Below are 15,906 nucleotides of genomic sequence, written 5' to 3' on the forward strand. Positions count from 1 at the left end.
ACGCAATCAGATGTGCTTGGCAATCCACTCGCGGCAGGCCCGCACGTGCGGGCCGCGATCGTCGCCGGCGAGCGAGATCAGCGAGATCGCGCGCGTGACGCGCGGCTTGTCGACGCGCAGCGCAACGAGTTCGGGGTCGTGCAGATGCATCGTGTAGAGGCTCGGCAGCACGGCGGTCGCGAGGCCGTTGCGCGCAAGCGCGTAGAGCGGCTCGGTGTATTCCATCCGGTACGTGACATTCAGGCGCAGCTTCTCGGCGCCGCCGGTGCGATGCAGCGATTCGCTGACGCTGCCGCGCACGAACACCGCGAGCTCGCGATCGACGAGCTTCGCCCACGTGACGCTCTTCGCGCGGGCGAGCGGATCGTCATGCCGCACGACGATCACGATCTCGTCCTCGAAGAGCTGCCGGTAGCGCAGCGTACCGTCGTCGCTGTCCGGTTCGCGCACGCCGATGCCGAGATCCGCGACGCTGTCGCGCACGGCTTCGACGAGCGCGCTGTTCGGCAGGTCGGTGAGCGTGAAGCGCAGCGTCGGGTGGGCTTCGCGCAGCGCATTGAGCGCAGGCAGCAGGCGGCCCGCGACCGACGGGATGAACGCGATGCGCACGGTCTGGATGCGTTCGCCGATGAGCCGCGACATGTCGTCGAAGGTGCCGCGCGCCTGGTTGAGCAGGCGTTCGGCGAGCGGCAGCACGGCTTCGCCCGCGGAGGTGAGCGTGAGCCGGTGCGCGGAGCGCGCGAACAGGCGCCCGCCGAGAAGGAACTCGATCTGGCGGATCGACGCGGTGAGCGCGGGCTGCGTGAGCGACAGCGCCTGCGCGGCTTGCGTGAAGCTGCGTGCGTGGGCGAGTACCACGAAGTGCTGGACCTGCCGCAGCGTGAGCGCGGGCAGCAGCGACGAGCGGTCGGACGACATCGGGCAATAACGGTCGGAATGCGGTACGCGGCAGTATAAGACCGCGCTGCGTGAATCGACACAGGACAATATTCGGAATCACAGGAGAACCACCATGTCAGCGACTGACACGATGCCGGCGCGAGCGCCGGCCAACTGGCTCGAACGCCGCTTCGCGCTCGCCGCGCGCGGCACGAGCGTGCGCACCGAGACGATCGCGGGCGTCACGTCGTTTCTCGCGGCCGCGTACCTGCTCGTCGTGATCCCGTCGCTGCTCGCGACGGGCGGGATGGAGCGCGGCGCGGCGACGACCGCGACGATCATCGTGTTCGTGCTGTTCACCACGCTGATGGGGCTCTACGCGAACCTGCCGTTCCTCGTCGGCCCCGGCATCGGCGGCTCGGTGATCATCGGCGTGACGCTCGCGACGACGGAGCACGTGGGCTGGCAGACGGGCCTCGGGATCGCATGTGTATCGGGCGTGCTGTTCTTCCTGCTGACGATCCTCGGCGCACGCGGCGTCGTGGTGCGGCTGATTCCGGTGCAGATCAAGCTCGGGCTCGGCGCGTCGATCGGGTTGTTCGTGACGATGCTCGGGCTGCGCAATGCGGGGATGGTCGTCGCGAACGCGAAGACCAATGCGTTCGCGCTCGGCGACTTCTCGAGGCCGGGCGCGCTCGTCGCGCTGATCGGCCTCGCGGTCGCGATCGTGCTGCAGGCGCGCAAGGTGCCCGGCGCGATCCTGATCGCGATCCTCGTCGCGGCCGCGGCCGGCGTGCCGCTCGGCGTCACGCACCTGCCCGCGTCGTTCGTGTCGCTGCCGCACAGCATCGCGCCGATCGCGTTCAAGCTCGACATCGGCAGCGCGTTGAGCCTCGCGGCCGCGCCGTACCTGTTCGCGTTTTTTGCGGCGGAATTCTTCTCGACGCTCGGCACCGCGCTCGCGGTCGGCGCGAAGGCGAACCTGCTCGACGAACAGGGCAACCTGCCGAACATCAACCGGCCGTTCCTCGTCGATTCGCTCGCGGCGACGCTCGGGCCCGTGTTCGGCATTCCCGCGCTGACCGCGCTGATCGAATCGGCGGCGGGTGTCGAGGCCGGCGGCCGCAGCGGGCTGTCGTCGCTGGCCGCGGCCGTGCTGTTCGCCGCGATGTTGCTGTTCGTGCCGGTTGCGCTCGCGATCCCGAAAGAAGCGACCGCGCCGGCGCTGATCCTGATCGGGCTGTCGATGTTCGCGACGATCCGCCATACGCACTTCGACGACTTCACCGATGCGCTGCCCGTGATGTCGATGGTGCTGCTTACGCTGATGTCGAACAGCTTCGGCACCGGCATCGCGGGCGGGCTGCTGTGCTACGTGCTCGTCAAGCTGCTGGCCGGCCGCTGGCGCGATGTGTCGTGGGGACTCGTCGTGCTCGCGCTTCCGCTCGGCTATTACTTCTGGACCGTCGTGAAGCCGCACTGAGAGACGGCTTTCGCGACGCAATGGCACTACCGAAAAAAGAGACTGCAATGAAGGGAACACCAGGTAATGTCCCGGCCGCGCGCACGGGCATCGAGATCACGCCGGCCCATCGGGCCTTCTTCCACGCGCTGCCGAAGGTCGAGCTGCATTGCCACCTGCTCGGCGCGGTGCGGCACGACACGTTCGTCGCGCTCGCGGAGCGCAGCGGCGCGCCGATCGAGCGTGCGGAGATCGACGCATTCTATGCGCGCGGCGAAAAACCGGTCGGCGTGCTGCACGTGCTGCGCGCGCTCGACAAGTATCTGCTCACGCAGCCCGACGACCTGCGGCGGATCGCCTACGAGTATCTGGAAGACGCGGCCGCGCACAACGTCCGGCACGCGGAATTCTTCTGGAATCCGACGGGTACGGTGCGTGTGTCGGGCATCGCGTATGCGGATGCGCAGGCCGCGATCGTGACGGCGATCCGCGACGCCGCGCGCGATTTCGGGATCGGCGCGCGCCTGATCCCGAGCATCGACCGCGAGCAGGATCCCGACGAAGCCGTGGCGATCGTCGATTGGATGAAGGCGAACCGCGCGGACGAAGTCGCGGGGCTCGGGATCGACTATCGCGAGAACGACCGGCCGCCGGAGCTGTTCTGGAAGGCTTACCGCAATGCACGCGCGGCGGGTTTTCGCACGACCGCGCATGCGGGCGAGTTCGGGATGCCGTGGCGCAACGTCGAGACGGCCGTCGATCTGCTGCAGGTCGATCGCGTCGATCACGGCTATACGATCGTCGACAACCCGGAGCTGTGCGCACGTTATGCGGAGCGCGGGATCGTCTTCACCGTCGTGCCGACCAATTCGTACTACCTGCGTACGCTGCCGCCGGAGCAATGGGCGGAACGGCATCCGATGCGCAAGATGCCGGGCCTCGGGCTGAAGATCCATCCGAACACCGACGATCCGACGCTGCACAAGGTCAATCCGGCCGAGGCATGGGAGCTGATGTTCAGCCATTTCGGCTTCACCGTGGCCGAGCTGAAGCAGTTCATGCTGAACGGGATCGACGGCGCGTGGGTGGACGACGCAACGAAGGCCGCGTGGCGTGCGGCATGGGCGCCTGAGTTCGATGCGCTGGCAGCGACGCTCGCCGTGGGCTGAGCGCGGCTGCGTTTGACGCTGGCCGGTGCTTCAACCGGCCGGCGATTCGCTCGGGTTCACGTGATGGCGCAGGTCGCCTGCGAAATCGAACAGCGTGTAATCGCGGAACGAAAAACGCCACGCGCCGTCGACGCGTTCGAATGCGTCGTGATAGCGGCCCGCCGCGACCGGTTGCAGCGGGAACCCGTCGACCGCCTGCAGCACCGTGTAGTACGAGCGCGCCGTCGCGCGATGCGCGGCTTCGTCGATCTCGATGATCGGGTTGCTCACCACATGCTTCGTGCGCGGCGTGCCGCACGGGTAGCGCTTCACGCTCGCGCTGAACAGCGCGAGCAGTTCATCCGCGCCGATCGTCGGTGCATCGTCCTGCGTCTTGATGCGCGCGTGCCGGAACAGCTCGGCGACGCGCGGCAGGTCGCCCGCGTCGAGCAACTCGGCGTAGCGGTACAGCAGGTTCGCGATCTCGACTGCGCTGTGGGTCATGCGGGCTCCGCCGTCGTTGCACGATGACGACGATGGTGCACGGTGCGCGGCGGCGCCGCTTCGTCCGGGTGGACTAATCCGGCGCTTCGCTCCATACCTTTCCATTTCCCTGCACATCATCGGTATGTACCCGCACCGGCTGGCACACGTCGCCCGCGTTCGCTATATTGGCGTCCGGCAGCGATCGGTCGTGTCGCGGCCACCGTGCGCTGTCGCGCCGGACATTCCCAAAACAATTCGAATAGAGAGAGGCTTCAGCCGTGCGTACCTCCTTGTTCTGTCTGCTGTTGCTCGCGTCGCTGTCCGCGCGGGCCGGCACTGCCTGCGATGCGTTGCTCGGCGATTACGCGCCGGCGGCCGGCAAACCCGCGACGCTGCGCGTCGAGAAAGTAGGCGGCGAGATCGTGCTGCGCGCGCGCGACGCCGGCCAATGGCGTGTCGAAACGGCCCCGACGCACGAGGCCGAGCTGGAAACCGAAGGCCCCGACAAGGCGCCGCCGGGCGCTTGCGTGCTCGACGTGCCGGGCGGCGAACTGATCAAGCTGCCGATCGGCGCGCCGTATCAGGTCACGTCGCTTGCCGGCAGAAACTTCGAGACGAAGCATTCGACGACAGGCGTCGTGATGCTGGCGATGCAGGGCTTTCAGGTCAACGGCATGGAACTGTATCCGGTCGCGCGCAGCGGCGATTCGCCGCCGGAGCCCGTGAAGGCGGTGGCGGGCCGGGAGATTGCCGGCGCGGGCCCGTGCCCGGGCCACCGTCCGCCCGACATGAGCCAGGCCGACTTCGATGCGATGCCGGAACCCGCACACACGTATTTCGCCGAACTCGATCCGTTGCGGCAGCGCGCGTTCGTGTGCGGCCAGGCGCTCGACGAGATCGTCGGCGACGGCCTGACGTCGAACGACGTCGAGGAAGTCGATACGATGTGGCGCCGGCTCGGCGTGCTGTTGCGCGCGCATCAGGTGCCGCGTGACGAGCTCGGCCGCGACGATCGCTGGCGCGTGGCTGGCCAGTTGCTGCGGCAGAACCGGCCCGACGCAGGCGCGCAGACGTCGCCCGATCGCGCGCGCCGGCAGGCACTCGTGCTCGACGCGCTGGTGCCGAACCTGCCGCCGCCCGACACGCTGCGCGATGGCCGCGAAGAGCAGGCGAGCGACCTCGTCGCCGAAATCGTGAAACTGCCGGAACCGGATGCACTCGCCGTGCTCGGCAAGTTGCAGGCACGCGGCGTGCTGCGCTGGCAAATCCACGACAACAACCCATACCGCGTCGCCGACGTCGCGTTGCCGGACGCATTGAATCCACCCGTGGCGGCTTCAGTCTTCGTGCTGCTCGCGAAGGATGCGAACCCGGACGTGTTGCATGACGATGCGCTGCTCGACGGAGAGGTGACTGCGCGCCGTGTCGACGGCGTGCAGCGCCTGCTCGACGCGGGCGTGAAACCGTCTGCGAAAGTGCTGGCGGATGCAGCCGACACGCCGGAGATCCTGCGGCTGCTGAAGGCATCCGCCGCACGCTGACGGCGGGCGAACCGGCGCAATACACCGACAACAAGAACGAGGGCGACCCATCCGATGGGCAATCGATCATGGCTGTATCTCCAGGCCGGTGACGGCGACGACGCGCGAACGATCGCGCTCGCGGAATCCAACAATCACTTTCCGCTGCTGTGGCGCGTGCTGCTCGCCGACGGCGGCGCGGGCGACGCGATTACCGATCAGCGCGTGTTCGGCGATGCCGGTACGCCGAATCTCGCCAGCGACGCGCGCGCCGCGCTTGCGCGCATCAGCCGGCTCGCGTCGTTTGTCGTCGCGTATCCGCTGCCCGGCGACGATCCGGCGCTGGCGCGCCAGTTCGATGCGGTCGTGCGTCATCTCGGCGAATCGATCGACGCGCTCGGCGATGCGCATGGCGCACCACGCTTTTCCGCGAATCTCGACGAGTTGTCGTGGCTAGACGGCGGCGATCCGAACGACTACATCGACCAGGAGCGCGATACCTGTACGCGCCTGTGGTGGCAGGTCGCGAACTGCATGGATTTCCGCGACGTGCGCGGCGTGCGCGATGCGCTCGAGATCGATACGTCACCGGATTGGCGCGACTGGGCGTGGGGCTTCGGGTTCGGCGGCATGTCGCATCACTATTTCGTCCGTCAGGAGCCGCCGCGCGGCGTGACGTTTGCCGAGATGTTCGATGCCGGCGAGGTGCACGGCAACTGGCTCGGCTACGGCACATTCAGCTTTCGCGCACGCAACGGGCTGTGGGGCGTGCGGCGTGAAATCGACGACGCATGGCACGTGATCGTGCCGCCCGAGTGGACGAACCTGTGGACGAGCGGCGCGCGCGACGATCGCTTGCTGTGGGCCGCCCGCGACGGGAAAGTCGGCCTGCTGTTCGCCGATGGCGATGTCGACGGCGACGGCGATGGCGACCAGATGCGGATCGTGCGCGAACCGTCGTTCGACGCCGTGTGGGATTTCAGCGGCGACGTCGCCTGCGTGCGCATCGGCGAGCGGTTCGGGCTCGTGCGCACGGACGGCACGTGGGTGCTCGAACCGTCGCTCGACGATTTCGGCGATTTCACGGGCGGGGTTGCATCCGCGAGCCTGGACGGCCGCTGGGGCTTCGTCGACACGCACGGTGCGTGGGTGATTCCGCCGCGTTTCGACGATGCGCATGAATTCGAGGACGGCAAAGTCGCGGCGGTATCCGAAGGCGAGCGGTGGGGGCTGATCGGGCGCGACGGGCAATGGCGCGCGCAGCCCGAGTGGGACGTGCTCGAATGGTCGTCCGAATGCGGCGCCTTCGTCGCGCAGCGCAACGGTCACGTCGGCCTCGTCGATGCGAAGGGCCGGGTGGTCGTCGAGCCGCATTACGCGGAAGTCGCCAGGCTGACCGACGACGAACGGACGGACATGCTGACCGAGCTCGGTGCGATCCGCCATATCGTGCGGCGCGACGACGGGCGTTGCGCGATCGTCGACGGGCAGGGCCGCGTGCTGACGCCGTTCGACTTCGTCAACATGGGTGTGCTGTCGTGGTTGCCGGATGACGAAGCCGTGCCGGGCGAGTTGTTCACGCGTTACGCGATCGGCGTCCTGCCGGGCGAGCCGGTGCAGCTCGCGATCTGCGATCTCGAGACGGGCGCGACGGTCGTGCAGGGGCGCTTCGACGACGTGGCCGGCCTGTTCTGGGGCGCCGATCACGGCTGGCTGGCCTGCGTGGAGGACGAGAGCGGTAACGACGTGCGGGCGACGGTGCTTCGCGCGGACGGCACCGTGCTGCATCCGGCGCGTTACACGCGAATCGGTGACGATGCGCTGTTCGACGACGATCACGACGGCGCGGACGGTCACGCGATGCTGATGCCGTGGTTCGTCCGCCGTGTCGCAGTCGCTCAGAACTGGAGTCTGGGCGAACCGGTCGCCGCATTGCGCGACGACGGCGTGCCTGTCTGGCTGTACGCGGACGGGCACGCGACGACGACACTTCGGTAGGCCGGGCCGCTGTCGTGGATGCCGGCGAGGCCCGCCGGCACCCCGATCAGCGGAAGAACTTCAGCCAGTCGAACAGGCCTGGATGCGCAGTGCGCCGCCGCGGCGCCGGCGCACTGCGCGGCCGGAAGTCGGGCGAGAACTGCGCATGCGGATCGATCGCCCGCGCGCGCAGCGCCGCATCGTAGAACGTGCCGACGATCGGCAGCGCGCTGTGTGCGCCCGCGCCCCAGTAATCGCTGCGCAGCGTCACGCTGCCGTCGTCGAAGCCGACCCATGCGCCGGCCACCAGTTGCGGATGCATCAGGATGAACCAGCCGTCCGCGTTGTCCTGCGTCGTGCCCGTCTTGCCGGCGACGTCGACGCGGATCCCGTAGCGCGAATGGATGTCGGCGCCGGTGCCGCGATCGACGACATCGCGCATCACGTCGACCAGCGTCTGCGCGGCGGGCTCGGGCAAAGCACGTTCGGGCGGCGCGCTGCCGAAGGCGGCGAGCACCTTGCCGTCGCGATCCTCGATGCGCGTGATCATCTGCGGCGCGACGTACACGCCGCGGTTTGCGATCGTGCCGTACGCGGACACCATCTCCTTCAGCGTGACGGGGCTCGTGCCGAGCGCGAGCGACGGTACCGCGTCGAGCGGGCTGTCGCGCACGCCCATTGCGCGTGCGAGCTGCGCGACCTTCGCGGCGCCTTCGTGCTGCATCACCTGCGCGGTGACGCGGTTGCGCGACAGCGCGAGTGCATCGCGCAGCGTCATCGGCTCATCGGTCGGCGGCTCGGCATCGGTCGGGCGCCAGACCGCACGGCCGTCGATCGGGATCGCCACCGGGCGGTCGACGAACGTATCGCCCGGCCGCATGCCGTCCGCGAACGCGGCGCCATAGACGAACGGCTTGAACGTCGAACCGGGCTGGCGCCGCGCCTGCGACACGTGATCGAACGGCTCGCTGCCGAAATCGGGGCTGCCGACCCACGCACGGATCGCGCCGTTGCGCGGATCGATCGCGACGAAGCCGGCCTGCACCTGCGTCTTGCGCTCGCACAGCGTGCGCATGAATTCCCGGTTGGCGCCGAGCTGCTTCAGTGCCGGCACGTCGGCAAGCCCCGTGTCGCGGGCCTGGCGATACTCGGGCGTCTGGCGGATAAAGCCGCGGAACAGGTCGTTGCGCAGCCCGCAGCCGGACGGGCCGCGCCACGCGCTGTCGGCGATCGCCTGCAGCCGTTCGGTCTGCCGCGTCAGCGCCTGCGTCGCCATGTCCTGCAACCGTGCGTCGAGCGTCGTGCGCACGACGAGGCCGTCCGAGTACAGATCGTAGTTGTTGCGATCGGCCCACGCGATCAGCCATTTGCGCAACTGCACCGCGAAGTGCGGCGCGAGGCCGGGCTGCCCCGACTGCGGCTCGAAGTCGACGCGCAGCGGCTGGCGCTGCAGTTTCGCGAGCTGCTGCGGCGTCAGCATGTGCATCTGCGCCATCCGGTCGAGCACGATGTTGCGCCGCTGCACCGCGCGTTCCGGGTTCAGCACCGGGTTGTAGTAACTGTTGCCCTTCAGCATCCCGACGAGCGTCGCGCTTTCGACGATGTCGAGCTGGTCGGCCGACTTGCCGAAGTAGGTGCGCGCGGCCATTTCGACGCCGTAGGCGTTGTACAGGAACGGCACGGTGTTCAGGTAGGTCTCGAGAATCTCGTCCTTGCTGTACACCGACTCGATCTTGAACGCGGTGATCAGCTCCTTTACCTTGCGCGTGAGCGTCGGCGCGCGGCCGACTTCATCCGGATACAGGTTGCGTGCGAGCTGCTGCGTGATCGTCGAGCCGCCCTGGCGGTCGCCCGAGAACGTATGCAGCCCTGCGGCGATCGTGCGCCGCAAGTCGATGCCGTGATGCGCGTAGAAGCGGTGGTCCTCGGTCGCGATCAGCGCGTCGACCATGTGCGGCGAGATCTGCTTGAGCGGCACCCATTCGCGGTTGACGGGCCGAAACTCGGCGATCAGCTGGCCGTCGGCGGACAGCACGCGCGCGGGGCGGTCGATGCGTGCCTTGCGGATGTCGCCGATGCTGGGCGTGAACGGAATGAACGCGAGCAGCACCAGCAGGCCCAGCACCGGTATCGCGGCGAGCGTCAGCGCGACGCCGCGGCGCGTCGGATGACGCAGGCGATGCAGGATCCCGGCGCTCAGCGCGCGGAGGTGTGCGCCGCAGGCGGCGGCGAACGGTGCGACGCGGGCGCGGCAACGGAGCCACGCGTCTCGGAGAAGCGGCACGAAGCGATTCAAGGCGGCAGGAGCGCGGATGGGAGAGGCGCGATCCTAGCAAACGGCACATGTGCGACATCGGTAAAAACAGCCGTTTGCTTGCAGGATTTACAGACGATTACGTTTGTTGCCCGCCGACAACCTTTTACGGCGCAGCCCGGCGCGATTCCCCCGACGAATCGTGGCCGACCCGCCGACCCGCCGGCGCTCGAAGCCGTCTGGTCAGCGTGGCACGGCGTCGTCCGCGGCCATTGCGACCACATCCGCGAGCCGCTGCGCGGCCGCTTCCATCTGCGCGCGGCCGAACCCGCCGAAGCCCAGCACGAGGCCCCGGCGGGCCGTACCCGGCGCGAACATCGGCGACACCGCGCGCACCGCGACGCCGGCTTGCGCGGCGCGCTCGACCACGTCGAGATCGTCGATCCCTTCCGCGAGCCACAGCACGACGTGCATCCCCTGGTCGCCCGGCTGCACCCACGCGCGTTCGCGCGGCAGCCGCGCACCGAGCGTGTCGATCAGCAGCGCGCGCTGTTCCGCATACACGCTGCGCACGCGGCGGATGTGGCGGTCGAGATGGCCTTCCGCGATGAACGCGGCCAGCACGTGCTGGTCGGCGGTCGGCGCATGGCGATCCATCAACACGCGTGCGCCGCAGAACGCCGGTACGAGATCGTCGGGCGCGATCACGTAGCCGAGCCGCAGCGACGGAAACAGGATCTTGCTGAACGTGCCGAGGTAGATCACGCGATCGGGGTCGAGCCCCTGTAGCGACGGGAACGGATGGCCTTCGTAGCGCAGCTCGCTGTCGTAGTCGTCCTCGACCACCCACGCGCGCTGCGCACGCGCCCACGCGAGCAGCGCATTGCGCCGCGCCATGCTGAGTGGCATGCCGAGCGGATACTGGTGCGACGGCGTGACGAACGCGACCCGCGCATGCGGCGCGATGCGGATGCCGGCTTCGACGTCGAGGCCGTCGGCGTCGACCGGCACCCGCACCATCGCGTCGCGCCGGCCCGTGCTGTCGAGCAGCGCGGTGATGCCGCGATAGGCCGGATTCTCGACCCACGCCTGATCGTCCGCACCGAGCAGTACCTGGCTCGCGAGATGCAGCCCCTGCTGCGTGCCGCTGGTGATCACGACCTGGTCGGCATGGCAGCGCACCGAGCGCGAGCGGCGCACGTAGTCGGCGATCGCTTCGCGCAGCGGCAGCGCGCCTTGCGGATCGGCATAGCCGGACGGCGCACCGGCGCCGCGCGCGCGCAGGCGGTTGCCGAGCCGGCGCCAGATGTCGTCGGGTGCGGTGAGGCCGAGCGGCACCGAGATCGCGAACGGCATCGCCGGCAGCGGACGGAATTCGCCGGCGATCCGAGCGAAGGTGGCGGCCGGCTCCGGGAGGCCGGCATGCGCCGGCGGGCGGCGCCGGGCAGGCGGTTCGGGCGCGTTGACGGGCGGTGGCTCGGTGAGCGCAAGCGCGTTCGCGACCCGCGTGCCCGCGCCGCCGCGCGATTCGAGGAAGCCTTCGGCGATGAGCTGCGCATACGCATCGACGACGGTGCCGCGCGCCACCTGCAGCGACGTGGCGAGCAGCCGCGTGGACGGCAGCGCGTCGCCCGGATGGACGTCGCCGCGCCGCACGGCTTCGCGCAGCGCCTGCGCGAGCTGGCGGCTCAGGTCGCCGGCCGCGCGATCGAGCGCGCCGAGCGACGGGATATCGGCGTTCCGGGCCGTTCTTGCCATGATTCTGGTCTGCTGAAATTGTTTCAAACCGGCTCTACAGCATAAACCAGTTTGGAGCCACAATCGGCGCATGACGGGCCAGCGCCCGATCCATTCCAACCCCCGTACGACCGTGGAGCCGACATGTACGTCCCCGCCGATTTCAACGAACCCAACCCCGACGCGCTGCGCGAGCTGATCGTGCAGCATCCGTTCGGCAGCCTGATCACGCACGGCAAGAGCGGGCTCGACGCGAACCACATTCCGTTCGAGCTGCTGCCCGGCGACGGCGGGCTCGGCGAACTGCATGCACACGTCGCGCGGGCGAACCCGGTCTGGCAGGACGTCGCGAACGGCGACGAGGTGCTCGTGATCTTCCGTGCGGGCGACGCGTATATCTCGCCGACCTGGTATCCGAGCAAGCATGTGGCGCACCGGCAGGTGCCGACGTGGAACTACGTGGTCGTGCATGCGCATGGCCGCATCACGGTGCGCGACGACGAGAAGTTCGTGCGCGGCGTGGTGGCCCGGCTGACGCGCACGCACGAGGCGGCGCAGCCGGTGCCGTGGAAGATGGGTGACGCGCCGGCGGATTATCTCGACACGATGCTGCAGGCGATCGTCGGGCTGCAGATCGAGATCACGCGGCTCGTGGGCAAGCGCAAGCTCGGGCAGAACAAGGACGTGGCCGATATCCGCGGCGCCGGCGACGCGCTGGTCGCGAACGGCAACCTCGCGATCGGCGAAGCGATGATCGCGGCGGCCGACGCGAAGCGCGGGTGAGCGCCCTCGACAGGCAGGCACGCGCGGGCAGGCGCCACGCCCGCGCGCCGGCCCGTTACTGCGTGCGCGTCGCGCCCTTTGCGCCTTCGCCGGCTTGCGCGAGCGCGCCGCGAATCGCGGCCTCGGTCTTGTCGTACTCGCCTTCGCCGTAGCGCGTATAGACGACCTTCCCGTTCGCGTCGATCAGGTACAGCGCGGGCCAGTACTGGTTGCCGTACGCACGCCACGTGGCGTAGCGGTTGTCCTGCGCGACCGGATACCGGATGCCGAAGCGCTTGATCGCATCGGCGACGTTGCCCGCGTCGCGCTCGAACGGGTACTCGGGCGTATGCACACCGACCACGACGAGCCCCTGGTCGCGATACTTCCGGTCCCACTCCTTCACGTACGGAATCGTATGAATGCAGTTGATGCACGAGTACGTCCAGAAATCGACGAGCACGACCTTGCCGCGCAACTGGCCGAGTGTCAGCGGCGGGCTGTTGTGCCAGCGGTCGATGCCGGTGAAATCGGGCGCCGCCGTACCGGCCTGCGAAGTCGGCATGCCCGCGTCGTCGCGGGTGCCCGCGAAGGCGGCGAGCCCGGCGGTGGCGGCAAGGGCGATGACGAGGGTGGCGATCTTGAGTCGGGGCAGCATGGCGTTCTCCTGAGCGGGAGGCCGCTGCTCGGTGGCGGCGGCCGGACGGGTTTCGACAGGCCCCATTAGGCGGCGCCGACGTATCTGCGATGTGTCCGGCAAGCCACGCGTGTGCAATGTTGTGTGTCGTCACGGCGGCGCGATACATTGGGATACAAACGCATGCCCGTCGTGCGGTATAAAAGCGGACATCGCCTGCCCGAAACCCTCGACACCGACAACGACTCATGGACAAGATCGACCACGTGCTGATCGTCGACGACGATCGCGCGATCCGCGAACTGATCGCGGATTATCTGGAGAAGAACGGCATGCGCGTGTCGCTGGCCGCGAACGGCCGCGAGATGCGCAACGTGCTGGACGACGGCGCCCCCGACCTGATCGTGCTCGACCTGATGATGCCGGGCGAGGACGGCCTCACGCTGTGCCGCGACCTGCGCGCCGGCAAGTTCCGCACGGTGCCGGTGCTGATGCTGACCGCACGCGGCGAGGAAACCGACCGCATCATCGGCCTCGAGATGGGCGCCGACGACTACCTGGCCAAACCGTTCGCGGTGCGCGAGCTGCTCGCGCGGATCCGCTCGGTGCTGCGCCGCGCCCGCATGCTGCCGCCCGGGATGCAGGTGACGGAAACCGCGGAGATGCTCGCGTTCGGCGAATGGCGGCTCGACACGACCGGGCGCCACCTGCTCGATGCCGAAGGCACGCTGGTCGCGCTGAGCGGCGCCGAATACCGGCTGCTGCGCGTGTTCCTCGACAACCCGCAGCGCGTGCTGACGCGCGACCAGTTGCTCAATCTCACGCAGGGGCGGCAGTCGGATCCGTTCGACCGGTCGATCGACCTGCTCGTGAGCCGGCTGCGCCAGCGCCTGCGCGACGGCGCGCGCGAACCGCGCTACATCAAGACGCTGCGTAACGAGGGCTATGTGTTCTCGTCGGCCGTGACCGCCGTCGACGGTACGCCATGAGCGCGCGCATGCCGTGGCACTGGCCGCGCTCGCTGTTCGCGCGGCTCGCGCTGATCCTGTGCGTGGGCCTCGCGCTCGCGCAGACGCTGTCGTTCTGGCTCACCGTGACCGAGCGCGACCAGGCGACCACCAACCTGATGATGGGTTACATCGAGCGCGAGGTCGCGAGCTCGGTCGCGCTGCTCGACCACCTGCCGCCCGCCGAGCGGGCCGCTTGGCTGCCGCGCCTCGCGCGGCGCAGCTATACGTTCATCCTCGGGCCCGGCGAGACCGGCACGCCGCCGGAAGCGCGGCTGTCGGCGCGCGTCGAGCGGTCGATCTCCGACGGCATCGGCGGCGACTACCCGCTGACCGCGAACGCGATTCCCGGCGATCGCGAACATCTGCAGGTGCACCTGCGCCTGACCGACGGGGCGCCGCTGACGATCGACATCCGTCCGATGTCGACGGTGCCGCTGTCGGGCTGGCTGCCGGTCGTGCTCGTGCTGCAGCTCGCGGTGCTGGCCGCGTGCTGCTGGCTCGCGGTGCGGCTCGCGACGCGGCCGCTCAAGCAGCTCGCGCAGGCCGCCGATGCACTCGGCCCCGACCTGAAGGGCGAGCGGCTGAACGAGGGCGGGCCGTCCGAAGTCGCGCGCGCCGCCCGGGCGTTCAACGCGATGCAGGATCGCATCGCGCAGTACATGGCCGAGCGCATGCAGATCCTCGCGTCGATTTCGCACGACCTGCAGACGCCGATCACGCGGATGCGCTTGCGCGCCGACATGATGGACGACGATGCACAGGGCGCGAAGCTGCGCCAGGACCTGCTCGAGATGGAGCATCTGGTGAAGGAGGGCGTCGCATACGCGCGGACGCTGCACGGCACCGAGGAAGCCGCGCGCCGGATCGATCTCGATGCGCTGCTCGACAGCATCGTGTGCGACTACACCGATGCGGGGCAGGACGTCGCGCTGCACAGCCGCGCGCCGCTCGCACTCGTCACGCGGCCGAAGGCGCTGCGCCGTATCGTCGGCAACCTCGTCGACAACGCGCTGAAGTTCGCGGGCGCGGCCGAGATCGACGTGCACGCCGCGCCGGACGGCGGCGCGGTGATCGCCGTGCTCGACCGCGGGCCCGGCATTCCGGACGATCAGCTCGACGCGGTGTTCGAGCCGTTCCGGCGCGTGGAGACGTCGCGCAATCGCGAGACGGGCGGCACGGGGCTCGGCCTCGCGATCGCGCGGCAGCTCGCGCTCGCGATGGGCGGCACGCTCACGCTGAACAACCGGACGGATGGCGGCGGGCTGGAGGCGCGGCTTACGTTGAGGAACGCGGCGTGATGTGATGCGGCGCGTGAGCGTCGCGGTTTCAGGTTAGTGCCGAAATCGAAACCGAAGCCGACGTTGAAGCTGCCGTGCGCGACGTCACGCGCGCCGCAGATGCGCATCGACGAGCGGCGCGAGCGTCGCCGCATGCACGGCCGCGAGATCGTGCCGGCCGCCATGCAGGACGTGCAGCCGCGCGTCGGGCAATCGTTCGAGCAGGCGCCGGCCGGCCGCGATGGGGCTGATCGGATCGTCGTCGCCCCACAGCAGCAGTGTCGGCTGCGCGATGCGGCCGATATCCCGCGACAGGTCGGCGCGGAACGTCAGGAACCAGTCGGGAAGCTGCGGGTTGGCTTCCGCGAAACCGGTGCGCCAGTCCTGCGCGCCGAGCCCTGCCATGTCGAGCCCGCCGGACGTGACCGTCAGCACGAGGTGCGTGATCAGTGCAGGCTTGTCGAGCGCCGCGCGCATCGCGATCACGCCGCCCATCGATTGCGCGATCACGGCGGTCGGCCGGTCGATCGTTTCCAGCACGTGACGCACGAGGCCGTCGAAATCGTCGACGGCCGGATCGCGCGGCGTATCGCCGAAGCCCGGATAGCCGACGATGCGACGCTCGGCCGGATGCGTGAGAAGGCCGGCGAGCGGTTGCCAGAAGGCGGTGCTGCCCGATGCGCCGGGCAGGAAGAGCAGTTGCGACGGAACGGGCATGGCGGTGCGGTTTCCCGGTGAATGAAGTGAAGCGGAAGGG

Annotated in this window: 13 protein-coding genes; 7 read left to right on the forward strand and 6 right to left on the reverse strand. The window is 69.0% G+C overall.

From position 1 onward, the window contains the following. Window positions 1–6: 6 nt before the first annotated feature. The gene (locus BDI24065_RS00170; RefSeq protein ID WP_175029467.1) at window positions 7–918 is read right to left on the reverse strand and encodes a LysR family transcriptional regulator; all 912 of its coding nucleotides are present in this window, start codon (window positions 916–918) and stop codon (window positions 7–9) included. A 94-nt stretch (window positions 919–1,012) separates the two neighbouring features. On the opposite strand from BDI24065_RS00170, the gene BDI24065_RS00175 reads away from it, so the two are divergent. Then, window positions 1,013–2,362, forward strand: coding sequence for an NCS2 family permease (locus BDI24065_RS00175; RefSeq protein WP_071331954.1), 1,350 nt, complete (start codon window positions 1,013–1,015; stop codon window positions 2,360–2,362). A 47-nt stretch (window positions 2,363–2,409) separates the two neighbouring features. Beyond that, window positions 2,410–3,510, forward strand: a complete 1,101-nt coding sequence (add, locus tag BDI24065_RS00180) for an adenosine deaminase (RefSeq protein ID WP_175029468.1) — start codon at window positions 2,410–2,412, stop codon at window positions 3,508–3,510. Between the two features lie 30 nt (window positions 3,511–3,540). Here the strand turns inward: add and BDI24065_RS00185 are convergent, their stop codons facing one another. Then, window positions 3,541–3,993, reverse strand: coding sequence for a nuclear transport factor 2 family protein (locus tag BDI24065_RS00185; protein ID WP_175029469.1), 453 nt, complete (start codon window positions 3,991–3,993; stop codon window positions 3,541–3,543). Between the two features lie 260 nt (window positions 3,994–4,253). Here BDI24065_RS00185 and BDI24065_RS40915 point away from each other — a divergent pair, with 260 nt between their 5' ends. Together BDI24065_RS40915 and BDI24065_RS00195 are read left to right on the forward strand one after the other, a co-directional pair. After that, complete coding sequence (locus BDI24065_RS40915) at window positions 4,254–5,516, forward strand: hypothetical protein (RefSeq protein WP_254609638.1); 1,263 nt, start codon at window positions 4,254–4,256, stop codon at window positions 5,514–5,516. A 54-nt stretch (window positions 5,517–5,570) separates the two neighbouring features. Next, on the forward strand, window positions 5,571–7,493 hold the full coding sequence (locus tag BDI24065_RS00195; protein WP_175029470.1) for a WG repeat-containing protein: 1,923 nt from the start codon (window positions 5,571–5,573) through the stop codon (window positions 7,491–7,493). A 46-nt stretch (window positions 7,494–7,539) separates the two neighbouring features. Here the strand turns inward: BDI24065_RS00195 and BDI24065_RS00200 are convergent, their stop codons facing one another. Both BDI24065_RS00200 and BDI24065_RS00205 read right to left on the reverse strand, forming a co-directional pair. Further along, a complete protein-coding gene (locus BDI24065_RS00200) occupies window positions 7,540–9,768 on the reverse strand; it encodes a penicillin-binding protein 1A (protein ID WP_175029471.1) in 2,229 nt (742 codons plus the stop codon). Between the two features lie 201 nt (window positions 9,769–9,969). Next, window positions 9,970–11,484 (reverse strand): PLP-dependent aminotransferase family protein, encoded by a 1,515-nt coding sequence (locus BDI24065_RS00205; RefSeq protein ID WP_175029472.1) that lies wholly within the window; start codon window positions 11,482–11,484, stop codon window positions 9,970–9,972. Window positions 11,485–11,607: 123 nt separating this feature from the next. Between BDI24065_RS00205 and BDI24065_RS00210 the strand changes: the two genes are divergently transcribed. Next, a complete protein-coding gene (locus BDI24065_RS00210; RefSeq protein ID WP_175029473.1) occupies window positions 11,608–12,246 on the forward strand; it encodes an FMN-binding negative transcriptional regulator in 639 nt (212 codons plus the stop codon). A 55-nt stretch (window positions 12,247–12,301) separates the two neighbouring features. On the opposite strand, the gene BDI24065_RS00215 is transcribed toward BDI24065_RS00210, so the two are convergent. After that, window positions 12,302–12,883, reverse strand: a complete 582-nt coding sequence (locus tag BDI24065_RS00215; RefSeq protein WP_175029474.1) for a thioredoxin family protein — start codon at window positions 12,881–12,883, stop codon at window positions 12,302–12,304. A gap of 227 nt (window positions 12,884–13,110) precedes the next feature. On the opposite strand from BDI24065_RS00215, the gene BDI24065_RS00220 reads away from it, so the two are divergent. Both BDI24065_RS00220 and BDI24065_RS00225 read left to right on the forward strand, forming a co-directional pair. Next, the gene (locus BDI24065_RS00220; protein WP_034190595.1) at window positions 13,111–13,851 is read left to right on the forward strand and encodes a response regulator; all 741 of its coding nucleotides are present in this window, start codon (window positions 13,111–13,113) and stop codon (window positions 13,849–13,851) included. Continuing rightward, window positions 13,848–15,170: an ATP-binding protein gene (locus BDI24065_RS00225; RefSeq protein ID WP_175029475.1), complete on the forward strand. Its 1,323-nt coding sequence runs from the start codon at window positions 13,848–13,850 to the stop codon at window positions 15,168–15,170. The genes BDI24065_RS00220 and BDI24065_RS00225 overlap by 4 nt, the downstream gene beginning before the upstream one ends. 84 nt (window positions 15,171–15,254) lie before the next feature. Here the strand turns inward: BDI24065_RS00225 and BDI24065_RS00230 are convergent, their stop codons facing one another. After that, window positions 15,255–15,866 (reverse strand): alpha/beta fold hydrolase, encoded by a 612-nt coding sequence (locus BDI24065_RS00230; protein ID WP_175029476.1) that lies wholly within the window; start codon window positions 15,864–15,866, stop codon window positions 15,255–15,257. Window positions 15,867–15,906 lie beyond the last annotated feature (40 nt).

It is taken from the genome of Burkholderia lata (assembly GCF_902499025.1).
GTDB classification, from domain to species: Bacteria; Pseudomonadota; Gammaproteobacteria; order Burkholderiales; family Burkholderiaceae; genus Burkholderia; species Burkholderia lata_C.

What these genes read in the sequence shown, in the direction of transcription:
- BDI24065_RS00170 (WP_175029467.1), bottom strand. Translation starts at nt 918, where the DNA reads ATGTCGTCCGACCGCTCGTCGCTGCTGCCCGCGCTCACGCTGCGGCAG.
- BDI24065_RS00175 (WP_071331954.1), top strand. Translation starts at nt 1,013, where the DNA reads ATGTCAGCGACTGACACGATGCCGGCGCGAGCGCCGGCCAACTGGCTC.
- add (WP_175029468.1), top strand. Translation starts at nt 2,410, where the DNA reads ATGAAGGGAACACCAGGTAATGTCCCGGCCGCGCGCACGGGCATCGAG.
- BDI24065_RS00185 (WP_175029469.1), bottom strand. Translation starts at nt 3,993, where the DNA reads ATGACCCACAGCGCAGTCGAGATCGCGAACCTGCTGTACCGCTACGCC.
- BDI24065_RS00195 (WP_175029470.1), top strand. Translation starts at nt 5,571, where the DNA reads ATGGGCAATCGATCATGGCTGTATCTCCAGGCCGGTGACGGCGACGAC.
- BDI24065_RS00205 (WP_175029472.1), bottom strand. Translation starts at nt 11,484, where the DNA reads ATGGCAAGAACGGCCCGGAACGCCGATATCCCGTCGCTCGGCGCGCTC.
- BDI24065_RS00210 (WP_175029473.1), top strand. Translation starts at nt 11,608, where the DNA reads ATGTACGTCCCCGCCGATTTCAACGAACCCAACCCCGACGCGCTGCGC.
- BDI24065_RS00215 (WP_175029474.1), bottom strand. Translation starts at nt 12,883, where the DNA reads ATGCTGCCCCGACTCAAGATCGCCACCCTCGTCATCGCCCTTGCCGCC.
- BDI24065_RS00220 (WP_034190595.1), top strand. Translation starts at nt 13,111, where the DNA reads ATGGACAAGATCGACCACGTGCTGATCGTCGACGACGATCGCGCGATC.
- BDI24065_RS00225 (WP_175029475.1), top strand. Translation starts at nt 13,848, where the DNA reads ATGAGCGCGCGCATGCCGTGGCACTGGCCGCGCTCGCTGTTCGCGCGG.
- BDI24065_RS00230 (WP_175029476.1), bottom strand. Translation starts at nt 15,866, where the DNA reads ATGCCCGTTCCGTCGCAACTGCTCTTCCTGCCCGGCGCATCGGGCAGC.